Genomic DNA, 22,752 nt, shown 5'->3' on the forward strand with positions numbered 1-22,752 from the left:
GCATTGACCTTCTCGGTGCGGCTGATTACGGTGTCGGAAATCGATTTCTCATTCTGGAAGCTGTCGAACAGCACAGCTGGAACACGACAGCTTGCCGAAGAGCACCGCGTCCGCCCGCGTGAAGGAGAACCGAATGACCGCCAGCGATCTGCCGCCCGGCTGCGCGAACCGTTCCTGCGCCGGTGACTGCCCGCGCGCGCACCTCAGCCGCCGTACCTTCATCGCGCTCGGCGTCGGCGCGGTCGGCGCGCTGGGGCTGCCCGGCCAGGCCCTGTCCGCGCTGGCCGCGCCGCCCCAGGTCGACTCCCGGGTGCTGTTCGACCGCGGCCGGCCGACCTCGTACACCGGCGCCGCGCTGGCGCGGATCGGGATGCCGGTCGGCGGCGGCACCACCGGGCAGGTGTACCTGGCCGGTGACGGGCGGCTCTGGGCGTGGGACGTCTTCAACCCGACGTCGTTCCCGCTCGGCGGCGCCGACTTCTCGGGGCGCAACTACGCGAACCCGTTGTCGGCGGATCAGCCGGGCGCGGGGCGGTTCGGTCAGGGGTTCGCGCTGCGGACCACCGCGCGCGGCCGGACCACGACGCGTACGGTCGACGCGGCCGGTTTCCGCGACGTGCGGTTCACCGGGTCGTACCCGATCGGCCGGGTTTCGTACGCGGACAGTGCGAGTCCGGTGTCGGTGCAGTTGGAGGCATTTTCGCCGTTCGTACCGTTGGCGACGCTGGACTCGACGGTGCCGACGACGATCATGTCGTACACGCTGAAGAACACTTCGCAGTCGGCGGTGCATGCGACGTTGCTCGGGTACGTGGAGAACCCGGTGTGCATCGAGAGTCGCGACCGGCAGCCGACCACGCTGCACTCGGAGAGCTTCAAAGGTGGCATCCAGTTCGGGGCGGCCGATGATCTGCGCGCCGAGCAGAACGACATCCTGTTCGAGGACTGGGAGAAGGACACCTTCGAGGGCTGGACGGTCGAGGGTACGGCGTTCGGCGCCGGTCCGGTCCGGCCGCTGGACGTGCCGAACCTGATGAAGCGATTCGGCGATCTGAACGTGTCGGGGACCCGGTTCATCACCTCGTACGACTACCGCGGCGGCACGTGGGACGGAGCGACCGGGAAGCTGACCAGCCGCGAGTTCACGATCGAACGCCGGTACGTGGCGATCGGGCTGAGCGGTGGCCGGCACCCGGGCCAGACCTGCGCGAACGTCGTGGTCGGCGGGAAGGTGGTGGCGTCCGCGACCGGTGACGAGAGCGAGCCGCTGGTCGCGCAACTGCTGGACCTGGACGCGTACAAGGGTCAGGTTGCCCACCTTGAGATTGTTGACAATCACACCGGCGCTTGGGGTCACCTGAGCTGTGACCAGATCGTCTTCACCGACCGGGCGGACATCCTGTTCGAGAACTGGGAGCGGACGGACTACGACGGCTGGACGGTGACGGGCGAGGCGTTCGGGTCCGGGCCGGTGACCGCCGCCGAGACGCCGGACGGGTTCCGCCGGGCGTTCGGGGTGCGGACCGACCTGAACGTGAGCGGACGGTTCGTCACCTCGTACAACTTCCGCGGCACCGGTGATCCGGACCGGTACACCGGGTCGCTGACCAGCCGGGACTTCGTGATCGAGCGCCGGTTCGTGACCGCTTGGGTCGGCGGCGGGCACCACAACGGCGAGACGTGCCTGAACGTCGTCGTCGACGGCAAGGTGGTGGCCAGTACGGCCGGCACCGACATCGAGCCGCTGAACGCGGTGTCGATGGATGTCGGGCCGTACGCGGGCAAGACTGCACACATTCAGATTGTCGACAACAACACCGGCGGCTGGGGCCACGTCAACGTCGACCGGATCATCTTCAGCGATCGCCCGATCAGGCGGCAGCCGGTGGCGGAGCGCCCGGATGGCGGGACGTTCGCGCTGGCGGCACTGACACCCGGAGCCGTTTCGCGCCCGTCGATTGCAGACTGGTCGACAACCAAGGCGCTCTTCGACTCGCCGTCGGCTCCGGTCGAGGGCGCCGACCCGCAGGTGGGGACGGTCGCGGTCAACGTCACGCTGGCGCCGGGGGAGTCCCGGACGATCCGCTTCGCCTACGGCTGGTTCTTCCCGAACCCGGAGCGCGACCTCTTCTCCGAGCTGGTCGGTGCATCGACCTTCCGCCGCCACTACGCGACCCGCTTCGCCTCAGCGCGCGACGTCGTCACGTACGTCGGCAAGAACGTCGACCGGCTGCAGCGCGACACCAAGACCTGGGTGCAGACCTGGTACGAAGACTCGTCCCTCCCGCACTGGTTCCTCGAGCGCACCTTGGCGACAGCGTCGACAATCGCCACCAGCACCTGCTACCGCTGGGACAACGGCCGCTTCTACGCGTGGGAAGGAACGTACTGCTGCGCCGGCACCTGCGAGCACGTCTGGAACTACGCGCAGGCGATCGGCCGCCTGTTCCCCGAACTGGAACGCGACACCCGCGAACGCGTCGACCTCGGCATCGCGTTCCGGCCGACCGGAGAGATCGGCAACCGCGGCGAAGCGGGCGACGCGTCGAGTTCGTTCGCCGACGGGCAGAGTGGCACGATCCTGCGCATCTACCGCGAGCACCAGATGAGCAAGGACGACACCTTCCTGAAGCGCGTCTGGCCACGGGTACGCACCGCGGTGGAGTTCCTGGTCACGCACCGGGACGGCGCCGACGAGGACGGCATCATCCGCGGCAGCCAGTGGAACACCCTCGACACCGAATGGTTCGGCGAGGTCCCGTGGATCAGCGGCCTGTACGTCGCTGCCCTTCGCGCCGCCGCGGCAATGGCGACGGATGTGGGTGACGCGGCGAGCGCCAAGCGGTACAGCACGATCGCCGACCGAGGGTCCGCGTACCTCGCCGAGCACTTGTGGAACGAGGAGTACGGCTACTTCGTCCACAAGCTCGACCCGGCGCATCCGAACACGGAGAACAGCAACCGCGGATTGTTCATCGACCAGCTGTACGGGCAGACGTACGCCGCGCAGCTAGGCCTGCCGCGGGTGTTCGACGCGAAGCAATCGCGGACAGCCCTGACGAAGCTGTACGAGTCGAACTTCCGCGCCGACCCGCAGACGTACCGCCCGCCCGGGATCGGTGTCGGCCGGGTGTACACGACCGAAGGTGAGTCGGGCGTGATCATGGCGACCTGGCCGCACGGCGGGTCGGACGAAACCCGCGGGCTGATGTACTTCAACGAGGTGTGGACCGGCCAGGAGTACCAGTTCGCGGCGCACCTGTTCTCGGAGGGCTTGACCGAGGAAGGACTCGCGGTCACCCGCGCGATGTACGACCGCTACTCGGCCACGAAACGCAACCCGTACAACGAGATCGAGGCCAGTGATCACTACGCCCGGGCGATGATGGGCTTCGGCGTGTACCTGGCGGCGTGCGGTTACGAGTACCACGGCCCGAAGGGTCACCTCGGGTTCGCGCCGCGCATCCACCCGGAGGACTTCCGCAGCGCGTTCACCGCCGCCGAGGGCTGGGGCCTCTACAAGCAGCGCCGCAACTCACGGTCGCTGACAGCCTCGGTCGAGGTCCGCTACGGCCGGCTCCAGCTGACCACGCTCGCCGTCGAAACCACCAAGCCGGCCAAGACCGTCGAAGTGCGCGTCGGCCACAACCGGGTACCTGCCCGTGTAGTTGCCACCGGCAACCGCGCAGTCGTGACGCTGAGCCGGTCCGTCATCCTCACCCCGACGACCCAGCTCAGTGTCACCGTGAGCTAATCCGGAACCGTGGCCGAACCAGATCCCGCCCGGTCTGGTTCGGCCACATGGCAGGCAGCCTCGTGGTTCGTCCCGAGCACCCGAAGCTGCGGCGTCTCCTCGTGACAGCGATCGATCGCCAGCGGGCATCGCCACCGGAACCGGCAACCGGGCGTCGGATCGATCACCTTCGGCGGTTCCCCGGTGTCACCTTCGATTCCGGTACTGAGTGGCGCCCGCGGATCCGGCACCGCACCGAGCAGGAGATCCGTGTACGGGTGCTTGGGATTCTGCAGTACGGACTCGGTCGGGCCCTTCTCGACCACGTGCCCGGCGTACATGATCATCAACCGATCGGCCACGTACCGCGCGCTCGCGATGTCATGCGTGATGTACAGGAACGAGACGCCTTCCGTACGCCGCAGCTCGGCCATCAGGTTGAGCAGACCGATCCGGATCGACACGTCCAGCATCGACACCGGTTCGTCGGCGAGGATCAGCTTCGGCTTGTGCGCGAGCGCCTGGGCGAACCCGATCCGTTGCCGTTGGCCACCACTCAGCTCGTACGGGTAGCGCTGCATGATGTCGCCGGCCGGGGTCAGTCCGACTGCCTCGACGACCCGCTCCGCCTCCTCGTACCGTTGTTGCCGCGAAAGCTCCGGCCGGTGCAGTTTCAGGCTGCGCAGGATGCCATGCGACACCCGGAAGGCAGGGTTGAGCGAGCTGAACGGGTCCTGGAAGACCATCGGTACGTCACCGCGGTACGCCAGCTGGTCCTTCCGGGACCGGAACGTCGACATCGCCCGGCCCTGGTAGTAGATCTCGCCGCTGGTCGGTTTGTACACGCCCGCGAGCAACCGCGCGATCGTACTCTTACCGCTGCCGCTCTCACCGGCGAGCGCGACGATCTCCTGCCGGCCGATGGTGAAGTTCACGTCGTCGACCGCATGCAGCAACTGCCGCGAGAACCCCCGCCCGACGCGGAAGTGCCGAGTCAACTCCCGAGCCTCGATAACCGGCGCTGCGGCCGACTCGGTAGCACCCACCAGCTCAACGTCTGAGGTGGTCATGACGCCTCCTCCGAAGCTGAGATCGATGGGGCATGCAGGAGGCAGCGAGCCTGGACCGGGCCGACCTGATACAGGTCCGGCGCGATCTTCGGGCAGTCCTCGAAGGCCTTCGGGCAGCGTGGCTGGAAGCGGCAGCCGCTCGGTGGGTTGGCCAGGTCAGGCGGCGCGCCCGGGATGCCGGTCAGCGGCACCTTCGGCCCGCGGATCGACGGGAACGCGTCCAGCAACCCCGCGCTGTACGGGTGTTCAGGATGATCGAACACCGCGCGTGTATCGCCGAACTCGACCACCTGGCCCGCGTACATCACCACCAGCTTGTCCGAGAAGTGGCTGACCAGCGACATGTCATGGGTGACGAAGATGACCGCGAACCCGAGCCGGCGCTGCAGCTCCTTGATCTGCACCATCAGCGACCGCTGCGCGACCACGTCCAGCGCCGACGTCGGCTCGTCCATGATGATCAGGTCCGGCGTGAACAGCAGCGCCATCGCGATCATCGCCCGCTGCCGCATCCCGCCGCTGAGCTGGTGCGGGTAGCTGTCCAGGTGGATCGGGTCGATCCCGACCAGGCGCAGCACCTCGGCCGGCCGGTCGTCGGCGACCGGCTCGTCGTGCGCCATGATCGTGTCCTTGAACTGGGCGCCGATGCTCTTCACCGGGTTGAGCGCGTTCATCGCGCTCTGCATCACGACCGAGAAGTCCCGCCAGCGCAGCGCCGCGAGCTTCTTCTCGCTCATCGTGACCAGGTTTTGCCCCTGGAACGTCACGCTGCCGCCGCTGATCGCCGCGGGCGAGCTGAGCAGGTGCGCGATCGCGAAGAGCAGCGTCGACTTCCCGCAGCCGGATTCGCCGACCACGCCGACGAACTCACCGGCGTGGACATCGAGATCGACGCGATCGACCGCGACCACGGGATTCGACCCGGTGTCGTACTCGACCGAAAGGTCCCTGACCTCAAGAAGTGGCTGATCGTGCACGTCGCCTCCGAACCGGCCGCAGTGCGGGATTGCTGATCTCGTCGAACGCGTAGTTGAGCAGGGCGAAGGACACCCCGAGCAGCGCCACCGCCAGACCGGGGGAGAGCGCCCACGCGGGCAGCCCGTTCACCAGGGCGCCCTGGTTCTGCGCCCAGTAGAGCATCGTGCCCCAGCTCAGCGAGTTGGGATCGCCGAGGCCGAGGAACTGCAGCCCGGCGGCGGTCAGTACGGAGTACAGCGCCGCGCCGAGGAAGTTGGCCACGATCAGCGAGATCATCGTCGGCAGTACTTCGACCACGATGATGTACGAGCGCCGCTCGCCGCGCACCCGCGCCGACTCGAGGAAATCGCGGTTCCGCAGGGACAGGGCCTGCGCCCGCATCTGCCGAGCGCCGTACGACCAGCCGGTCAGGATCAGCACGATGATGATCACGGTCAGATTGCCCTTGCCCGCGTACGTGGCCAGCACGATGATCAGCGGGAAGGTCGGCAGCACCAGGAAGATGTCCGTGAGCATCGACAGCCCGTCGTCCGCGAACCCACCCAGGTACGCGGCGGAGACGCCGATGATCACCGACAGGATGGTCGCGCCAAGGCCCGCGACGACGGCGATCACCAAGGACTCACGGGTGCTGTAGATCAGTTGCGCGTACACGTCCTGGCCGAGGCCCGTCGTACCGAGCCAGTGACTTCCGGACGGGTGCTGCAGCGGCAGGTCGCCGATCGCCTGGGGATCGTGGTGCGCGCCCGGGACGAACAGCCCGGGGAACGCGGCGAGCAGGATGAACAGCAACAGCAAGCCCGCCCCCAGCATGGCCTTGCGGTTGCGGAGCACGGCCCGGATCAAGCCACCGCGCGGACGGCGGCTGGCAGTCGGCGGAGCGGCGGCAGCGCCTGCGACAATCGCAGTCATCGATTACCCCTTCGTCCGAGCGCGTGGATCGAGCAGGAACACCGCGAAGTCACAGAGCAGTACGCAGATCAGTACCGCCAATGTGACCAGCAGGAAGAGTGCCTGCAGCAACGGATAGTCCGTACTGACGGTGGCGTTGTAGAACATGTAGCCGAGGCCGGGGTAGTTGAACACGTACTCGACCAGGATCGTCCCGGAGATGACGAAACCGAGCGACATCGCGAAGCCGGACAGGTTCGGCAGGAAGGCGTTCCGGCCGGCGTACCCGAACATGATCTTCCGGTTCGGGATGCCCTTCGCGCGGGCCATCCGGACGTAGTCCTCGGCCAGCGTGGTGATCATGTTGTTCCGCATGGTCAGAATCCAGCCGCCGACCGCGGTGATCAGGATCGTACTGGCCGGCAGGATGCCGTGCTTGATCACGCTCCAGATGAACTCGCCGCTGAACGCCGGGGTCAGGCCCTGGTCGTAGTTGAAGTCGTTCGGCAGCACCGGATTGTTGCCGATCGCAAACAACGAGATGAGCAGCAGCGCGACCCAGAAGTACGGCAGCGCCGAGGTGACGATGAAAACCGGCGGCACGATCCCGTCGATCAGCCCTCCGCGCCGCCAGCCGGACACCGTACCGATCAGGGTGCCGATCGCGAACGCGAGGATGGTCGCGATACCGACCAGTCCGAGCGTCCATGGCAGTGCATCGCCGATCAAGGTGGTCACCGGTACGCCGAGGCTGCTGCCGATCGACACACCCCAATGCCCGCTGACCATCGCCTTCAAGTACTCCAGGTACTGCAGCAGCAGGCCCTTGCCCGGGTCGAAACCGAACTCGGCCAGTACGGTCCGCAACTGCTCGGGCGTCACCACTGAACCGCCCTTGCTGAACCGTTCCCGCAGGGCCTCCTCGGGGCTGCCAGGCATCATTCGCGGGATGAAGAAGTTCAGTGTCATCGCCGCCCACAGCGTGAGCACGAAGAACCCGAGGCGTCTTATCAGGTATCGCACTCTCACCACCTCCTCGTGCTCACGCTCACCATTTCCTTACTTCTGTGTCGTTACTTTTGGGCAGACTTCGAGTACAGGTTGGTCAGCACCTGCCCGACATCGGGGATGTTGTACGGCGCGGGCTGCGCGTACGGGTTGTCCTGCGTCGGCCAGCCGCCCAGGTCCTTGGTGTTGTACTGGTACCAGTCGACCGATTCGGTGGTCGGGATCACCGGTACGTCCTTGATCATGTACGAGGAGATCTGCTTGATCAGCTTGACCTGCGTATCCGGGTCAGCGCCGGCGTACTGGTCGAACAGCTTGTCCACCGCGGGGTTGCTGTACCGCGAGTAGTTCGTGCTCGCGGCCTTGCCGATCGGGGCGGTGTTCTTCGAGTACAGCAGCTGCCGCAGCTCGTAGTACGGCGTCGGTCCGCCGGACTGGCTCGAGTACGCGAGATCGTAGTCGCCGTTGAACAGCTTTTGGTTGTACGACTGCTGCTGCAGGTCCTGGATCGTCAGCTCGATGCCCACCTTGGCGAGCTGCTGCTTCACGACGGCCAGCGACGCATCCCAGTCGGTGTAGCCGGTGACCGTGATGATGTTGAGCTTCAACGGGTTCGAGGACGAGTACCCGGCGCTTTGCAGGAGCTGTTTGGCCTTGTCCTGGTTCGGCTTGTCGTACCCCGCGGCCGTCAGCGCGCCCTGGTCGAAGTACTTGTTGAAGGTCGGTGTGACCACCCCGGTCTGGTTCGCGGCCGGCTGGTAGCCACTCTCACCGATCTTGGAGATCTGCTCCCGGTCCAGCGCGTACGCGATCGCCTGCCGGATCGCGAGGTTGCTGGTGACCTTGCGGGACGGATCGTTGTTCGGCACGATCGCCACGTTCGCGGTCGGCGGGAACCAGTAGTTGTTCTCCGGCGACTTCGACTTGTAGAAGTTGTCGATGTTCGGGATGTACTGGCCGCCCCACTGCGCCTTGCCGCTGGCCAGGTCGAGGTTGGCCGGGTTGTTGTCCAGGTACGCCGGGTACTGGACCTTCTGCAGGTACGGTTTGCCCGGCTGCCAGTAGGTGCCGTTGGCAACGTATGAGATGTTGTTGCTGCTGCAGGACTCGACCGTGTACGGACCGGTGCCGACCGGCTTCGGATCGGCCCAGGTCGCCGGCTTCGAAGCTGCCTCGCCGGCCGACCAGATGTGCTTGGGAATGATGCCGACCTGGTTGGCGAAGTTGAAGAAGTACGGCTCGGCCGGCGCCTTGAACTTGAAGGTCACCTTGTTCCCCGCGGCCGTCACGCTGGTCAGGCCGGCGCCGGTCCACAGCGAGTACAGGTCGAGCGCGGGCTCTTCCTTCATCCGGGTGAACGTGTAGACGACGTCGTCCGCGGTGAAGGCCTGGCCGTCGCTCCACTTCACGCCGTCGCGGATGGTGAAGACGATCGAGTCCTTCTTCGGCGACCAGGTGAACGCGGTCGCCAGCATCGGCGTGGTTTCGCCGGCCTTCAGCACATTCACGAAGGTCAGCGGCTCGTACACGAAGCCGAGTGCTTCCTGGTTGACCGCCGGGTTGAACGGGTTGAACTGACACGGCCAGGTCTGCCCACCGACGTTCGCGATGGTGACCGAGCCACCCTTCTTGTACTGCCCGGAACCGCCGCCGGTGGAGGCCGAGGACGACGGGTTGCCGGCCGAGGTCGCGCCCCCGATCGGCTTGTCGCCACCGCCACATCCAGCGGCCAGTGCGCCGACCGCCATCGCGGCGACGGCGATGCGTGTGATGCTGCCCCTCATCGTCTTCTGCCTTTCACTCCAGGGTAGTGCTGGATCCTTCTGGGTGCTGCCGAGTCCTGCTGGGTCCTAACTGGGTCCTGACTGGGTCCTACAGGTGTCCGAAGGCGTGCGCGCCGAGCACCGCTCCGGCGGCCTCGACGCCGAGCGCGAGCGCCCCGATCAGCGGGGCGTCCGCCGGGAACCGGGCCACGGCCAGGTCCGGCGGGAACGGGACAGCCGCGTCGAGGGCGCGGCGCAGGCCGGTTTCGAGCTGGTCCCAGGACCGGACCAGGCCGCCACCGACGACGATCCGGGCCGGATCGAGGGCGATGGTCAGGTTGGCCAGGTGCAGCGCCAGCTCGCGGCTGAACTGCTCGGTGAGGACGGCGGCATCGGGTTCGGTGCGCGCCATCGTGAAGACGTCGGCGGCCGTGACCGGTCGCCCGAGCCGGGCGGTGCCGGTGGTCTCGAGCGCCTGACCGCTGACGACGTGTTCCAGGATCGTGCGGCCGGCCGACTCGGTCCAGACGTCGGCGGCCGTGCGCAGGTTGTAGCCGATCTCGCCGGACGCGCCGTTGGCGCCGGTGATAACGGTGCCTCCGGCAACGATCGCGATGGCGAGACCGGTGCCCAGGTTGACGTACAGGCCCGGGTCGCAGCCGGTGAGTTCACCCCAGCGCAGTTCCGCGGCCGCCGCTGCCTTCACATCGGTGGCCAGCCGGACGGGTACGCCCGGGAACGCGTCCCGGATCAGTCGTCCGAACGGAAGCTCGCCCCAGCCCGGGAAGGTCGGAGCGAGTTCGACCCGGTCGTCGTACGGAATGCCCAGGGTGGCCGCGCCGACGCCGGCCAGGGCCTGCCCGGGTGCGACTTCGGCGAGCAGGTCGTGCGCCGCGGTCAGGCCGCGGGCCAGTGCCTCGGCGGCGTCTCCGCCGTCGCGGCTCTCGATGGTCGTCGTGCCCAGCCGGTGGCCGGACAGCTCGGCGACGGCGATGGCGATCTTGGTGCCACCGAAGTCGAGCCCGAGGACGACCGGTGCGGAAACCACGGGGTGGCACCTCCTCGCGCCGATCCAATAGAATCGATTGGAAACTAACTTAACAATCACGGCTCCACAAGGGATGATCAGAACTTGTTGCCAGAGTTGTCGCCGAGTTGTTAGCAGCGAGGGGGTCGGAAGTGACGGTTGTCGCCGGGGGAGCGTCGGCTGCGCGCCCGCAGTTGATCCGGGAGATCAACGAACAGGTACTGCTCGATCACCTTCGGCGATCGGGGCCGATGGCGCGGACCGAGCTGGCCCGGCTGTCCGGCCTGTCGAAGCCGACCGTGTCCGCCGCGCTCGGTTCGCTGGAGCGGTCCGGGCTAGTGCATGTGATCGGCCAGCGCACCGGCGTTCCGGGACCGGCCGCCGTCGTGTACGACGTGCGCCCGGAAGCCGGTTTCGTCCTGGGGCTGGACGTCGGCCGGGAGTACTTGCGTGGCGCGATCGCCGACCTCGCCGGAACAGTGCGCAGCCGCGCGAGCGTACGCACCAAGGCCGTGGACGCGATGACCCGGGTCAACGGGCTGGCCGAGCTCGCGGTGAAACTACTGGCCGAGGCCGGGATCTCCGCCGAAGAGGTGACGCAGACCGTGCTCGGAAGCCCAGGGGTGTACGACCCGCGCGTCGACCGACTGACCTTGACCGGGCGGCTGTCCGGCTGGGACTCGCCGGCGGTACTGGCCGGCCTGCGCGAACGGTTCGGTCCGGGGCTGATGATCGAGAACGATATCGACGCGGCTGCGCTTGCCGAGCGGGTGCACGGTCACGGGCGTGATGTGGAGAGCTTCGCGTTTGTCTCGGTCGGGACCGGTATCGGTATGGGGCTCGTCCTGGACGGGAAGCTGCGGCACGGCTTCCACGGTGTGGCGGGTGAGATCAGCTATCTGCCGTTCACCGAGGGCAGTGGTAGTGATGCCCGGGACGCGCGGCGGCGGGGCAGTTTCGACGCATCGGCCTCGGCGGCGGCGGTTGTTCGCGCGGCGCGCCGGGCCGGCGTACCCGGAGCTTCTTCGGCTGAGAAGGTGTTCGCTGCGGCGGCCCGGGGGGACGCGGTCGCGGCCGCGGTGGTGACCGAGGAGGCGCTGCTGGTGGCGAAGGCGATCTGCTCGGTGATCGCGGTCGTGGACCCGGAGCTGGTCGTCCTCGGGGGCGGTATCGGGCAGGCGCCGGGGTTCCTGGAAGCGGTCGTCCACCAGCTGAGCCGGTTGTCGCCGGTCATGCCTGAGGTGAGGGTGACCGACCTGGGTGCCGAGACGGTGGTGTCCGGGTGCATCTCGGCGGGGCTCGACCGGGCCTGGCTGAACCTGGTCGGACGCGCCGGGAACTCAGGGTCATAACCGGACGCGATTCGTCCGCATTCGTCAGTACGGTGTCGGACATGACTATCGCGATGTACCCCAATTTCGTGTACGACTGTCCGGACGCCAAGCGGCTGGCGGAGTTCTACGGCGAGATCCTGGGCTGGCGGGTCGAGTCCCGCGAAGGCTGGTGCGAGATCCGTCCGGAGGACAACAGCAACTGCATCTCGTTCCAGACGGTCGAGAACTACAAGGCGCCGACTTGGCCGACTCAGGACGTGCCGCAGCAACTGCATCTCGACGTGATGGTCCCGAACCTGGACGAGGCCGAGCTCGAGGTCCTGAAGATCGGTGCCGTCAAAGCCGAGCACCAGCCGGGTACGACCTTCCGCGTCTTCCTGGACCCGGCCGGTCACCCGTTCTGCCTGTGCTCTGCCTGATCTTCTAGGCTGAGGTGGTGGGCAACGAGACGAGCTGGCGTGAGGAGCGGCGGCAGGCGGCGGCCGAGCATGCCGCGGCGCTGGAGCGGAAGAAGGCCGGCGAGACCGCGCGGGCTCGGGAGTTGCTGCGGGACTTCATCGCGACGCTGAAGGAGCGTGGGGTCGAGCCCGAGCCGTTACGTGCCCAGGTGATCGGGTCGAACGCGAGCTACCGGACCGAGCTGGTCGGTTGGTACCTGCGCCGCAACCGCTCGTTGGCCGTCGACGTCGACGGGAACTTCTACATTCTCGGCGTGCCGGCCAGCTTGAAGGCGCGAGTGGCGGGCGCGCGGGTCGAGGCCTCCGATCCGCCGCTCGTGGTCGGTCAGGGCGCGCGCGACGGCGAGTCGATGCCGCTCGCCGAGCTGCTACAGCTTCGGCTCGATTCCTAGCACAGTCGCGATCAACGCCGTACCAGGAGCTGTCCGGCCGCCTGGTCCGGGTGACGGTTTGACGTCGTCCATCTGTAATGGGTCGCCGCACTCCGAGCAGCACACGGTTGGCGTGGTGAGCTTGCCGCAGGTCGTGTGGGTGAAGCGGATCGGCTGACCGGCCGGGGGAGTTGCCCAGCGGTCACCCCATGCGGTGAGTGCCATCAGGATCGGTACGAGCTCGCGGCCGGCGTCGGTCAGCTCGTAGGTGTAGCGGACTGGGTTTTGCTGGTACGGCGTGCGTTCTACCAGGCCGCCGTCTATCAGGGTGGACAGTCGATCGGTGAGCAGGTTGCGGGAGACGCCCAGGTCCGTGACCAGTTGGTCGAAGCGGTTCAGGCCCAGGTACAGGTCGCGTAGTACCAGGGGTGTCCACCAGTCGCCGATGACTTCCAGGGACTGGGCGAGCGAGCAGTGCATCGGCTTGAAGCTGGTGTTCCGCATGCCGTCATTCTAGTCAGTTGTGTTATTGAACTTACTAGGCCTAGGGTGGATTCATGAGCATTTACCACCGGATCGTCGCGCGGCAGGTGCGGAACGCGTTCGCGCAGATCAGTGCGGGCAACTGGGAGGCGATGGTGGCCGGGATGGCGCCGTCGTTCACGTACCGGTTCTACGGCGACCATGCGCTCGGGGGTGAGCGGCGTACGCACGAGGCGCTCCGGCGCTGGTGGGAGCGCTGCTTCCGGCTGCTGCCGAACACCCGGTTCGACGTTCAGGACGTGATCGTCAGCGGCTGGCCGTGGAACACCAGCGTCGCGACCGCGGTCACCGTGCACGTCGGCGTCGTGGACGGCTCGACGTACGAGAACGTGGTCCACCAGATCCTGCGCATCAAGTGGGGCAAGATCACCGAGGTCCGAACCCTCGAGGACACCGCCGTCCTCCAACGCACCCTGGACCGCCTGGCCGCCGCCGGCTACGAAGAAGCCCACGCCACCCCCATCACCGGCTAGCCGTCGCGCTCGCACCCCAGCCCCAACCGCCCGACGACCTGCGTGCCCCCAAACCGGTTTGGGGCACCCAGCAGCCCGTTCCGGGGGTACAACTCGCCCCGCTCCACGCACCCGCCCTCCCCAAACCGGTTTGGGGCGCCCAGCAGCCCGTTCCGGGGGTACAACTCGCCCCGCTCTACGCACTCATCCTCCCCAAACCGGTTTGGGGCACAACACGCCCGCCCGCACTGATCGTTGGTGGTGGGTGGCTGATTTGGGGTTGTTTGCGGTCTTGGCCGGAAACTCGGGTGCGTTTTGTCGGTGGGGGCGGTTACGGTCTGTCTGGTGCTGACTCTGCTTCGCTACGGCGTTCGTGTGGCACCTGGGAGCACCCTTCTGACGATGGGTCTGGCCGTCCTCGGTTCGCTGCTGGGGATGGCGGTCACGTTGCTGACCGGCCGGGTCGTCGGGGCGGTTCCGGGTGTGATCGACGGACGCCCCGGAGCGATGGCCCTGGGCGCGTTCGGCTGGTTGCTCGGCGCGCTGCTCGCGGTCTTCGTGATCGACAGCCTGACACCAGCACTGCAGCAGCTCACCTCGTTGACGATGGACGCGTCCCTGGTCCGCGCGATCGGCACCGGCATCACCGAACCGCTGCTACGCCCACGCCGCATCCAGCATCTCGAAGACACCGAAGTGCTCGACGTCCAAGAGCGCGCCAAGGGCAAAGGCGGCTTCCACCTCGCACACGGCATGAGCCAACTGCCGTTCCTGCTGGCCAGCCGGATCACCCTGATCGGATCGGCGATCATCGTCGGCGCGATGTTCGCGTGGTGGGTCGCCGTCATGCTGGTCGCGATGGCGGTGCTGCTGGAGTGGCACAGCGGCCGCCTGATCGAGCGTGAGGTCGACGTCTGGTGGGGCAACACCGAGGAGCAGCGCCGGGCGCACTACCTGTTCGACCTGGGCATGCGCGACGCGCCGAAAGAGCTGCGCGTCTTCGGCCTGCACAACTGGCTGGTCAAGCGGTACGTCGGTGAATGGACGGCCGGCTACCGCCCGGTCTGGGCGCGCCGCAGGTCGAACGTGAAGCGGACCTTGCTGATCGGCGGCGTCCAGCTGATCGTGAACGGCATCGCGATCATCGCGGTCGGCCGCGCGGCGCTGAACGGTTCGTTGCAGCTGACCCAGGTCGCGACCACACTGCCGGCCATCCTCGCGATCGGTCAGTCCAGCAACGGGTACGGCGTGGCGCAGGTCCGCCGCGGCCTGTCCGCGTACCGGGCGATGCGCGACCTGCCCGCGACGATCGAGACGAGGCACCCGGAGCCGGTCGTCACGACCCAGCACCGGATCGAGACGATGCCGGCCCGCGAGGTCCGGTTCGAGAAGGTCAGCTTCCACTACCCGGGCTCCGACGTGGCCGTGCTGAAGGAGCTCGACCTGACGCTGCACGCCCGCGAGGCGCTCGCGCTGGTCGGCGTCAACGGCGCCGGCAAGTCGACGCTGGTGAAGCTGCTCGGCGGTGTGTACAGGCCGACCAGCGGCCGGATTCTGGTCGATGGTGTCGACCTCGCCGATCTTGATCTGGCTGCCTGGCAGCGCCGCGTCGCCGCGATCGTGCAGGACTTCCTGCGCTTCCCGCTGTCGGTCACCGACAATGTCGTGTTCGGCGCGGTGGAGCGGGCGGGTGACGAGTTGTCGCTCGCCCGGGTCGCGCGCGAGTCGGGCATCGACGCGGTCGTCCGCGGGTTGCCGAAGGGCTGGGACACCGTGCTGGACAAGACGTTCGACGGCGGTGTCGACCTGTCCGGTGGTGAGTGGCAGCGCGTCGCGCTCGCCCGCGCATTGTTCGCCGTACACGCCGGTGCCGGAGTGCTGGTGCTGGACGAGCCGGCGGCGGCGCTCGACGTCCGCGCCGAAGCCGAGCTGGTCGAGCGCTATCTGGAGCTCACCTCCGGCGTCGCGTCACTGATCATCTCGCACCGGTTCTCGGTCGTACGGAACGCGGACCGGATCTGCGTACTGTCCGACGGCCGGATCATCGAGGACGGGACGCACGAGGAGCTGCTGGCCGGAAACGGCGAGTACGCGACCATGTTCCGCCTGCAGGCCGAGCGCTACGTGACCGGTTCGGAGGCGCTCGATGCGTAACCTGCGAATCCTCAAACTTTGGGTGAGTACGTCGTTCCGGGCGGCGCCGGCGCTGATGGCGCTGTCGACGGTACTGGTCGCGGCGCGGGCGATCACGGCGCCGACGCAGACGTACGGTGTGAGCCGCTTGGTCGACGGGATCGCGTCGGACCGGTCGAGCACGATCGCGCTCGGGATCGCCATCATCGTCGGCGGTCTCGCGGTGTCCTTCGTCGCGGACAGTCTCGGCTGGCCGCTGCAGGAGACCGCGCAGGAGCGGATGGCCGGGCGGGTCCACGCCGACCTGCTGGACGTGACCACCGGGATTCCCGGCCTGTCGCAGCACGAGCGGCCGGATGTCGCCGATCGGCTGGAGCTGGTCCGTGAGCGCGCGTGGCGGATGGGTGTCGGTGCCGAGGTGATCCTGTGGGCGTTCGCCACGGTGACCAACACCGCGACCGTCCTCGCCTTGCTCGGGTCCGTGCACCCGTTGCTGCTCGTGCTCCCGTTGCTGGGTGTCGCGCGGATCTGGTCGGCGTACGTGAGCAGCACCCGGCAGCAGAAGGCCTGGGAGGACTCGATGCCGCAGGAACGGCTCGTCGACCGGCTGATCGAGGTGTCGAAGGACCCGCGGACCGGGCTGGAGCTGCGCGTCTTCGGCCTCGGCAAGGTGCTGATCGACAAGATCTTCGCGCTGCAGACCGAGCCCTTCAACCGGCGGGTCGCGGCCGCGCGCTGGGGCGGCAAGATCGACGGTTCGGTCCGGCTCGGGTTCGGTCTCGCGTACGCCGCGGGGGTCGTTTGGGTGGTCGCCCGCGCGCGGAACGGCCAGGCGACGGCGGGCGACGTCGTCCTGGTACTGCTCCTCGCCCGGCAGATCGACCAAATGACCGGCGGTATCGCCCAGAACGTGTACTGGGTCGGCGAGGTAGTACGCAGCTTCAGCCGGTACGACTGGCTGCGTGAGTACGCGAAGCAGAACGCGTGGCGTACGAGCCGGACGAAAGCGCCGGAGCGGCTGACCTCCGGCATCGAGCTGCGTGACGTCGGCTTCTCGTACCCGGGCTCGGAGTCGGCTGTGCTGAGTGGGATCGACCTGAAGATCCCAGCCGGCGCGGCGGTTGCGTTGGTGGGGGAGAACGGTGCGGGCAAGACCACGCTGGTGAAGCTGCTGGCCCGGATGTACGACCCGACGACCGGGCAGGTCCTGGTCGACGGGACCGATCTCGCCACCATCCAGCCGGACGCGTGGCGATCGCAGTTGTCGGCAGGGTTCCAGGACTTCGTGAAGTTCGAGCTGACCGCGCGCGAGGTGGTCGGGATCGGCGATGTCGCGCGGCTCGGCGACGAGGACGCGGTCCTCGCGGCCGTCGCACGTGGTGACGCGGAGTCGGTAGTGGCCGGATTGCCGAAGGGACTGGACTCCCAGCTGGGCAAGAAGTTCGCCGATGGCGTGGAGCTGTCCGGTGGGCAGTGGCAGCGGCTCGCGCTGGCCCGCGCCTTCATGCGCGAGCGACCGCTGCTGCTCTTGCTGGACGAGCCAACGGCCGCGCTCGATCCGGAAGCCGAACATCGCTTGTACGAGCAGTACGCCGACGCCGCCAAGACCGCCGCCACCGAGACCGGCGGGATCACCGTCCTGGTGTCGCACCGGTTCTCCACCGTGCGGATGGCCGATCTGATCGTCGTCATGCACCACGGCCGGATGGAGGAGTTCGGTACGCACGCGGAGCTGCTGGCCGCGAACGGCCGGTACGCGGAGCTGTTCGAGCTCCAAGCTCGCGCCTACCGCTGAGAATGCGCTGAGAGCATGAGCTGAAGGAGTTCACTCCAGTTCGCCAATAGTTAACTTTCGGTCTTCACCCATCGGTACATCTCTTTCTAATGTATTAACCATGGACACACCGCCCGCTGTCCGTGCTCGTGGCATCAGCAAGTTCTTCGGCGAGGTCGTCGCGCTCGACGGCGTGGACCTCGACGTCGCACCGGGGCAGTTGCATGGCCTGGTCGGACCGAACGGTGCTGGCAAGACCACGTTGCTCGGTCTCCTGCTCGGACTTGCTGTTCCTGACAAAGGCACCCTGGAGATTCTCGGTACGCCGGTGGGCCGCGTGCTCGCTGTTCCGGACGGAGTGGCCGGCTTCGTCGACGGTCCAGGCCTGTACCCGTCGATGACCGCCCGGCAGAACCTCGCCGCCCTGGCCGCGTTGCGCGGCGACCGGAAGGGCGAGGGCTCGCGGACGTTGAAGATCGACGACGCGATCGACCAGGTCGGTCTGAGCGATGTCGCCGACGACCGGGTCCGCGGCTTCTCCCTCGGGATGCGGCAACGCCTCGGCCTGGCCGCCGCGCTGCTCACCAAGCCACGGTTGCTGATCCTGGACGAGCCGTCGAACGGCCTCGACCCGGCCGGCAAGAAGCACGTGTACGGCGTACTGACCCGGCTGGCCGCCGACGGTACAGCGGTGATGTTGTCGAGTCACCGGATGGACGACGTCGAGGCGCTCTGTTCGGAGGTGACGATCCTCGCCACCGGGCGGGTCGCGTTCTCTGGACCGATCAGCAAACTGGCGTCCGAGGACAGTGAGCTCGACTATCGCGTGATCACCTCGAACCCGGCGGCGGCGCGCCGGCTGGCCCGTCGTACGCCCGGGATCCGGCTGCGCGACGACGCCAGCGTCCAGGACGGCGTCGAATTGCTGGTCATCTCCGCGACCATTCCGGCGCTCGACGAACTCGTCAAGGCGCTGGTCCGCGACGACATCGCCGTCCGCGAGCTGGCGCCGGTGGTCTCGCCGCTGGAAGCCGCGTTCCTGGCCCTTACCGAACCGGCCCTCACCGAACAGCAGGAGACGAACTGATGACGGCCACTGCCGCCGAGCCCGCGACCGCCGAGGTGTCGGCAGCGCCGCGGGTACCGGTGATCCGCGGGTACCGCTTCGAACTCGTCAAGCTGCTGACCCAGTGGCGGGTGCGGGTCCTGATCATCGCCTGCTGGCTCGCGCCCGCGGTGTTCGTGACGGTGATCAGCAAGCAGGCTTCGCTTCCGGTCGACACGTTGTTCGGTCGCTCGATGCACGCGACCGGTTGGGCGGGTCCGCTGGTGCTGCTCGGTTTCGCCGGTTCCTGGGCGCTGCCGCTGCTCACCTCGTTGATCGCGGGTGATGTGTTCGCGTCCGAGGATCGCCTCGGTACCTGGCGGCACTTGCTCGTCGCGGTGCGGTCGCCGCGCCGCATCTTCATCTCAAAGGCGCTCTCCAGCGGTACTGTCATTGTCCTGCTGGTCGTCGGGCTCGTCGTGTCCAGCACGATCAGCGGCGTACTGGTGGTCGGCAACCGCCAGTTGATCGGCCTGGACGGCCATCTGTTGTCACCCGGTGACGCGGCCGGCGCCGTACTGCTCGCCTGGCTTTGCGCGCTCGCACCGACGCTCGCGCTGGCCGCGATCGGTCTGCTCGGCTCGGTCGCCCTCGGCCGTTCGCCGATGGGCCTGCTGCTTCCGGCCGTGGTCGCGCTGGCGATGCAGATCGTGCAGCAGCTGCCGGTGCCGGTGGCGTTTCGCCTGGCGCTTCCCGGGTATGCCTTCATCAGCTGGAACGGCCTGTTCACCAGTCCGGCGCAGCTTGGTCCACTACTGATCGGTGTTGTGGTCAGTCTGGTCTGGGCAGTGGTCGCGACCGGTCTTGCCTACTTCCTGTTCGTCCGGCGCGACTTCACCAACCCGACCAACGACGGCTCCGGCCGGCTCGCGGTCACGGCCGGCCTGCTGCCCCTCGTCGTCTTGCTCGGTGTCAGCACCGCGGCCGTCGCTCCGGTGGCCGGCTTCGGGTCCGGGATCGACCAGGACAAGGTGCAGCGGGCGGTAGCGGTCGAGTTCGCGCACCTGTACCGCCTGCAGACCAAAGAGCTCAATCGGGCCGATGTCACCGAGGAGCAGCTGCAGAGCGCCGCCGAGTGCACCAAGGGTGGCGACCAGGTCGCCGCCCGCGGGCCCGGCAACGACTGGCGATGCGTCGTCAGTTGGCACATCCCGGGAGTTGAGGCCGCCGGTTCGGCGATCTATCAGCTCGACATCAACCCACTCGGTCGGTATGTCGCCGACGGGGACGGACCGAAAGAAGTTAACGGCTTCTTCCTGGTCCGCACCCCGTCCGGGGATCAACCGAACCCACTGTGGCAGTTCGACGGCAACATCGAACTGCTACCCGCCAAGTGAAGGGATAGTTCCCATGCAGGTAACACGCCGCCGCAGGCGTGACGGAAAGGGCTCGTCGAGTCCCCTCCGGCGCAGAGTACCACTGGTGACCGCGGGTACCACCGCGGTCGCGGTGGCCCTGGCCGGGACGGCAGTCGCCTCGACGACCGGCTTCGGTCACGACCAGGTCGGGCAGGTCACCGACAAGGGTCAGGTGATCTCGTCCGACCAGTACATCAAGCCGATCGGCGACCGTCTTGTCCTCCAGAAGGGCAAGATCATGTCGTCGACGGTCAGCCCCGACGGCAGCCACCTGGCCGCCGGCGTGACCGACGGCGGGATGGCCCTGGCGATCGTCGACCTGAAGAACTGGAAGGTCCAGCAGTACGTCGGCAACAACGCCGCCGCGGACCTCAGGATCCCCGGTAACGACATCGGCCAGGAAGGCCCGACGTACTCGCCGGACGGCAAGCAGGTCTGGCTGGGGCAGACCGACGGCTACCGGAAGTTCGACGTGAACCCGGACGGATCGCTGGCGAACCCGACGTTCGTGTCCATCGCCGCCGACGGCGCCAAGCACGCGCTGGCCAGTGAAGCGGTGTTCTCGGCCGACAGCTCGACGGTGTACGCCGCCGTGAACGGCCAGAACCGGGTGGTCGCGATCGACACCGCCACCGGCACCATCAAGCAGAGCTGGGCGACCGGCAACGCGCCGCGCGACATGGTGATGGTCGGCAGCAAGTTGTACGTGAGCAACGAAGGTGGCCGTCCGGCCAAGCCGGGTGACACGACGATCAACTCGTACGGCACCGACGTGGTTTCGAACGAGAACGCGATCACCACCACGGGTACGGTCAGTGTGATCGACACGGCGAACCCGTCGGCCGCGCCGGCCAGCATCGACGTCGGCCTGCACCCGACCGCCATCTACGCCAAGAACGGCGTCGTCTTCGTCACCAACACCGCCACCAACTCGGTCTCGGTGATCGACACCAAGCGCGGCAAGGTAGTCCAGACCATTGCCACGCAGCCCTGGCCGGAGGCCTCGGTCGGCTACGAGCCGAACGGCGTCACGCTCACCGACGACGGCCACCTGCTGGTCACCCTCGGCCGGGCGAACGCGGTCGCGGTGTACAAGTTCAAGAACGCGCTGGAGCCGGTCAGCTACGTGGGTCTGCTGCCGACCGACTACTTCCCGGCCGAGCTCGCTCAGGTCGGCAAGGACATCGTCGTGTCCAACACCCGCGGGATCGACGCCCGCCGGGACACCACGGCCGCCGGGCACGCGACGCACGACACCACGTCCAGCCTGACCAAGTTCCAGCTGCCGGACGACCACGCGATCAAGAAGTACACCAAGACGGTCTTCGACCAGAACGGCTGGACGAAGGGCTCGGCGCAGCTCGCCACGGACAAGGGCCATCGCAACCCGGTGCCGGTACCGGCGAAGCTTGGTGCGCCGTCGACGATCAAGCACGTGTTCCTGATCGTCAAGGAGAACCGGACGTACGACCAGGTGTACGGCGACATCCCGGAGGGCAACGGCGACCCGGCGCTGGCGCAGTACGGCGAGAACGTGACGCCGAACCAGCACGCGCTGGCCAAGCAGTTCGGGCTGTACGACAACACCTACGACGTCGGCACGAACTCCGCCGAGGGTCACAACTGGCTGATGCAGGCGGACAACCCGGAGTACACCGAGTCGTCGGCCGGTGAGTACCTGCGCAGCTACGACACCGAGAACGATGCCCTCGGCCACCAGAAGAGCGGCTTCATCTGGACCGGTGCCCAGGCGGCCGGCAAGAGCGTCAAGGACTTCGGCGAGTTCCAATCGATCGAGCAGAAGCCGGCCGGCGCGAGCTGGCAGAACCTGTACTGCGACACCTTGACGATGCGGTCCACCGGTTCCAGCACCCAGTACCCGATCCAGACCGGCTCGGCGATCCCGTCGCTGAACAAGGTGTCGGTGCAGGGCTTCCCGCAGTTCGACACCAACGTGCCGGACATCTACAAGGCGGAGATCTGGAAGCAGGACTTCCTGAAGAACGGCCCGGCCAACCTGAACATGTTCTGGCTGTCCAACGACCACACCGGTGGTGCTGCCAACGGTCCGGCGCAGGTGGCCGACAACGACCTGGCCACCGGGCGGATCGTCGACCAGATCACGCACAGCAAGTACTGGAAGGACTCGGCGATCTTCATCGTCGAGGACGACTCGCAGGCGGGGCTCGATCACGTCGACGGGCACCGGGCGCCGATCCAGATCATCAGCCCGTACGCCCAGCACGGTGTGGTGGACAGTCACTACTACACCCAGATCACGATGATCCGGACGATCGAGCAGATCCTCGGGATCAAGCCGATGAACCAGAAGGACACCGCTGCCACCCCGATGTTCGGCGCGTTCACCAGCAAGCCGAACTTCACGCCGTTCACCGCGGTCCCGAACCGGACCTCGCTGACCGGCGGCGTGAAGCCGCAGCCGACCTGTGGCTCGGACACGCCGGCGGCGCAGAACCCGAACGTCGCCGCGGCACCCACCGCGACCGTACCGGCCGGGATGGAGTCGATGGCGGCGCAGTGGTCGGCGTGGAAGGACCAGCAGCACACCACCGGCCCGAACGCGAAGGCCGACTTCGCGAACCCGGCCCAGATGAACCACTACAACTGGTACGAGGCGCACAACTGGTCCACGCCGTACCCCGGTGAGGCCCAGATCTTCGCCCCGCAGAACGTCCCCGGCGCGGTCATCCCCGCCGCCGAGAACGACGGCTGACCATCGAACGGTAACCACGA

General features: G+C 67.4%; 18 protein-coding genes. 11 read left to right on the forward strand and 7 right to left on the reverse strand.

What is annotated here, in order from left to right; genetic code table 11:
* Positions 1-3: 3 nt before the first annotated feature.
* Together ABD260_RS17785 and ABD260_RS17790 are read left to right on the forward strand one after the other, a co-directional pair.
* On the forward strand, positions 4-186 hold the full coding sequence (locus ABD260_RS17785; protein WP_344234690.1) for a hypothetical protein: 183 nt from the start codon (positions 4-6) through the stop codon (positions 184-186).
* Entirely contained in the window at positions 134-3,754 is a 3,621-nt protein-coding gene (locus tag ABD260_RS17790; RefSeq protein WP_344234691.1) for a GH116 family glycosyl hydrolase, read from the forward strand. Before ABD260_RS17785 ends, ABD260_RS17790 begins: the two co-directional genes overlap by 53 nt.
* On the opposite strand, the gene ABD260_RS17795 is transcribed toward ABD260_RS17790, so the two are convergent.
* The 6 genes from ABD260_RS17795 to ABD260_RS17820 all read right to left on the reverse strand — a co-directional run bounded on the left by ABD260_RS17795 (position 3,751) and on the right by ABD260_RS17820 (position 10,491).
* Positions 3,751-4,803 carry an ABC transporter ATP-binding protein gene (locus ABD260_RS17795; RefSeq protein ID WP_344234692.1) on the reverse strand — a complete coding sequence of 351 codons (1,053 nt, stop codon included), beginning with the start codon at positions 4,801-4,803 and terminating at the stop codon, positions 3,751-3,753. The two genes, ABD260_RS17790 and ABD260_RS17795, sit on opposite strands and share 4 nt — an antisense overlap.
* Positions 4,800-5,780: an ABC transporter ATP-binding protein gene (locus ABD260_RS17800; protein WP_344234693.1), complete on the reverse strand. Its 981-nt coding sequence runs from the start codon at positions 5,778-5,780 to the stop codon at positions 4,800-4,802. Before ABD260_RS17800 ends, ABD260_RS17795 begins: the two co-directional genes overlap by 4 nt.
* Entirely contained in the window at positions 5,758-6,693 is a 936-nt protein-coding gene (locus ABD260_RS17805; protein WP_344234694.1) for an ABC transporter permease, read from the reverse strand. Before ABD260_RS17805 ends, ABD260_RS17800 begins: the two co-directional genes overlap by 23 nt.
* A 3-nt stretch (positions 6,694-6,696) precedes the next feature.
* Positions 6,697-7,695 carry an ABC transporter permease gene (locus tag ABD260_RS17810; protein WP_344234695.1) on the reverse strand — a complete coding sequence of 333 codons (999 nt, stop codon included), beginning with the start codon at positions 7,693-7,695 and terminating at the stop codon, positions 6,697-6,699.
* A gap of 50 nt (positions 7,696-7,745) precedes the next feature.
* Positions 7,746-9,464, reverse strand: coding sequence for an ABC transporter substrate-binding protein (locus ABD260_RS17815; RefSeq protein WP_344234696.1), 1,719 nt, complete (start codon positions 9,462-9,464; stop codon positions 7,746-7,748).
* Positions 9,465-9,552: 88 nt separating this feature from the next.
* On the reverse strand, positions 9,553-10,491 hold the full coding sequence (locus ABD260_RS17820) for an ROK family protein (protein WP_344234697.1): 939 nt from the start codon (positions 10,489-10,491) through the stop codon (positions 9,553-9,555).
* 131 nt (positions 10,492-10,622) lie between these two features.
* On the opposite strand from ABD260_RS17820, the gene ABD260_RS17825 reads away from it, so the two are divergent.
* The 3 genes from ABD260_RS17825 to ABD260_RS17835 are packed head-to-tail and all read left to right on the forward strand — an operon-like array spanning position 10,623 to position 12,654.
* Entirely contained in the window at positions 10,623-11,822 is a 1,200-nt protein-coding gene (locus ABD260_RS17825) for an ROK family transcriptional regulator (RefSeq protein ID WP_344234698.1), read from the forward strand.
* Between the two features lie 41 nt (positions 11,823-11,863).
* Positions 11,864-12,223 (forward strand): VOC family protein, encoded by a 360-nt coding sequence (locus ABD260_RS17830; protein ID WP_344234699.1) that lies wholly within the window; start codon positions 11,864-11,866, stop codon positions 12,221-12,223.
* Positions 12,224-12,240: 17 nt separating this feature from the next.
* Positions 12,241-12,654 (forward strand): hypothetical protein, encoded by a 414-nt coding sequence (locus tag ABD260_RS17835; protein ID WP_344234700.1) that lies wholly within the window; start codon positions 12,241-12,243, stop codon positions 12,652-12,654.
* Here the strand turns inward: ABD260_RS17835 and ABD260_RS17840 are convergent.
* A complete protein-coding gene (locus ABD260_RS17840; RefSeq protein ID WP_344234701.1) occupies positions 12,631-13,137 on the reverse strand; it encodes a winged helix-turn-helix transcriptional regulator in 507 nt (168 codons plus the stop codon). The genes ABD260_RS17835 and ABD260_RS17840 overlap by 24 nt on opposite strands.
* 53 nt (positions 13,138-13,190) lie before the next feature.
* Here ABD260_RS17840 and ABD260_RS17845 point away from each other — a divergent pair, with 53 nt between their 5' ends.
* From ABD260_RS17845 to ABD260_RS17870, 6 genes are all read left to right on the forward strand, one after another.
* Positions 13,191-13,649 (forward strand): nuclear transport factor 2 family protein, encoded by a 459-nt coding sequence (locus ABD260_RS17845; protein WP_344234702.1) that lies wholly within the window; start codon positions 13,191-13,193, stop codon positions 13,647-13,649.
* A gap of 381 nt (positions 13,650-14,030) precedes the next feature.
* On the forward strand, positions 14,031-15,782 hold the full coding sequence (locus ABD260_RS17850) for an ABC transporter ATP-binding protein (RefSeq protein ID WP_344234703.1): 1,752 nt from the start codon (positions 14,031-14,033) through the stop codon (positions 15,780-15,782).
* Entirely contained in the window at positions 15,775-17,556 is a 1,782-nt protein-coding gene (locus ABD260_RS17855; protein WP_344234704.1) for an ABC transporter ATP-binding protein, read from the forward strand. Before ABD260_RS17850 ends, ABD260_RS17855 begins: the two co-directional genes overlap by 8 nt.
* Positions 17,557-17,656: 100 nt before the next feature.
* A complete protein-coding gene (locus ABD260_RS17860) occupies positions 17,657-18,622 on the forward strand; it encodes an ABC transporter ATP-binding protein (protein WP_344234705.1) in 966 nt (321 codons plus the stop codon).
* Complete coding sequence (locus ABD260_RS17865) at positions 18,622-19,977, forward strand: ABC transporter permease (protein ID WP_344234706.1); 1,356 nt, start codon at positions 18,622-18,624, stop codon at positions 19,975-19,977. Before ABD260_RS17860 ends, ABD260_RS17865 begins: the two co-directional genes overlap by 1 nt.
* A gap of 85 nt (positions 19,978-20,062) precedes the next feature.
* Positions 20,063-22,732, forward strand: a complete 2,670-nt coding sequence (locus tag ABD260_RS17870) for an alkaline phosphatase family protein (RefSeq protein ID WP_344234707.1) — start codon at positions 20,063-20,065, stop codon at positions 22,730-22,732.
* The last annotated feature ends 20 nt before the right edge of the window (positions 22,733-22,752 follow it).

Source organism: Kribbella hippodromi, assembly GCF_039531045.1.
GTDB classification, from domain to species: domain Bacteria; phylum Actinomycetota; class Actinomycetes; order Propionibacteriales; family Kribbellaceae; genus Kribbella; species Kribbella hippodromi.

What these genes read in the sequence shown, in the direction of transcription:
- ABD260_RS17790 (WP_344234691.1), top strand. Translation starts at nt 134, where the DNA reads ATGACCGCCAGCGATCTGCCGCCCGGCTGCGCGAACCGTTCCTGCGCC.
- ABD260_RS17795 (WP_344234692.1), bottom strand. Translation starts at nt 4,803, where the DNA reads ATGACCACCTCAGACGTTGAGCTGGTGGGTGCTACCGAGTCGGCCGCA.
- ABD260_RS17805 (WP_344234694.1), bottom strand. Translation starts at nt 6,693, where the DNA reads ATGACTGCGATTGTCGCAGGCGCTGCCGCCGCTCCGCCGACTGCCAGC.
- ABD260_RS17815 (WP_344234696.1), bottom strand. Translation starts at nt 9,464, where the DNA reads ATGAGGGGCAGCATCACACGCATCGCCGTCGCCGCGATGGCGGTCGGC.
- ABD260_RS17830 (WP_344234699.1), top strand. Translation starts at nt 11,864, where the DNA reads ATGACTATCGCGATGTACCCCAATTTCGTGTACGACTGTCCGGACGCC.
- ABD260_RS17840 (WP_344234701.1), bottom strand. Translation starts at nt 13,137, where the DNA reads ATGCGGAACACCAGCTTCAAGCCGATGCACTGCTCGCTCGCCCAGTCC.
- ABD260_RS17845 (WP_344234702.1), top strand. Translation starts at nt 13,191, where the DNA reads ATGAGCATTTACCACCGGATCGTCGCGCGGCAGGTGCGGAACGCGTTC.
- ABD260_RS17850 (WP_344234703.1), top strand. Translation starts at nt 14,031, where the DNA reads ATGGGTCTGGCCGTCCTCGGTTCGCTGCTGGGGATGGCGGTCACGTTG.
- ABD260_RS17855 (WP_344234704.1), top strand. Translation starts at nt 15,775, where the DNA reads ATGCGTAACCTGCGAATCCTCAAACTTTGGGTGAGTACGTCGTTCCGG.
- ABD260_RS17860 (WP_344234705.1), top strand. Translation starts at nt 17,657, where the DNA reads ATGGACACACCGCCCGCTGTCCGTGCTCGTGGCATCAGCAAGTTCTTC.
- ABD260_RS17865 (WP_344234706.1), top strand. Translation starts at nt 18,622, where the DNA reads ATGACGGCCACTGCCGCCGAGCCCGCGACCGCCGAGGTGTCGGCAGCG.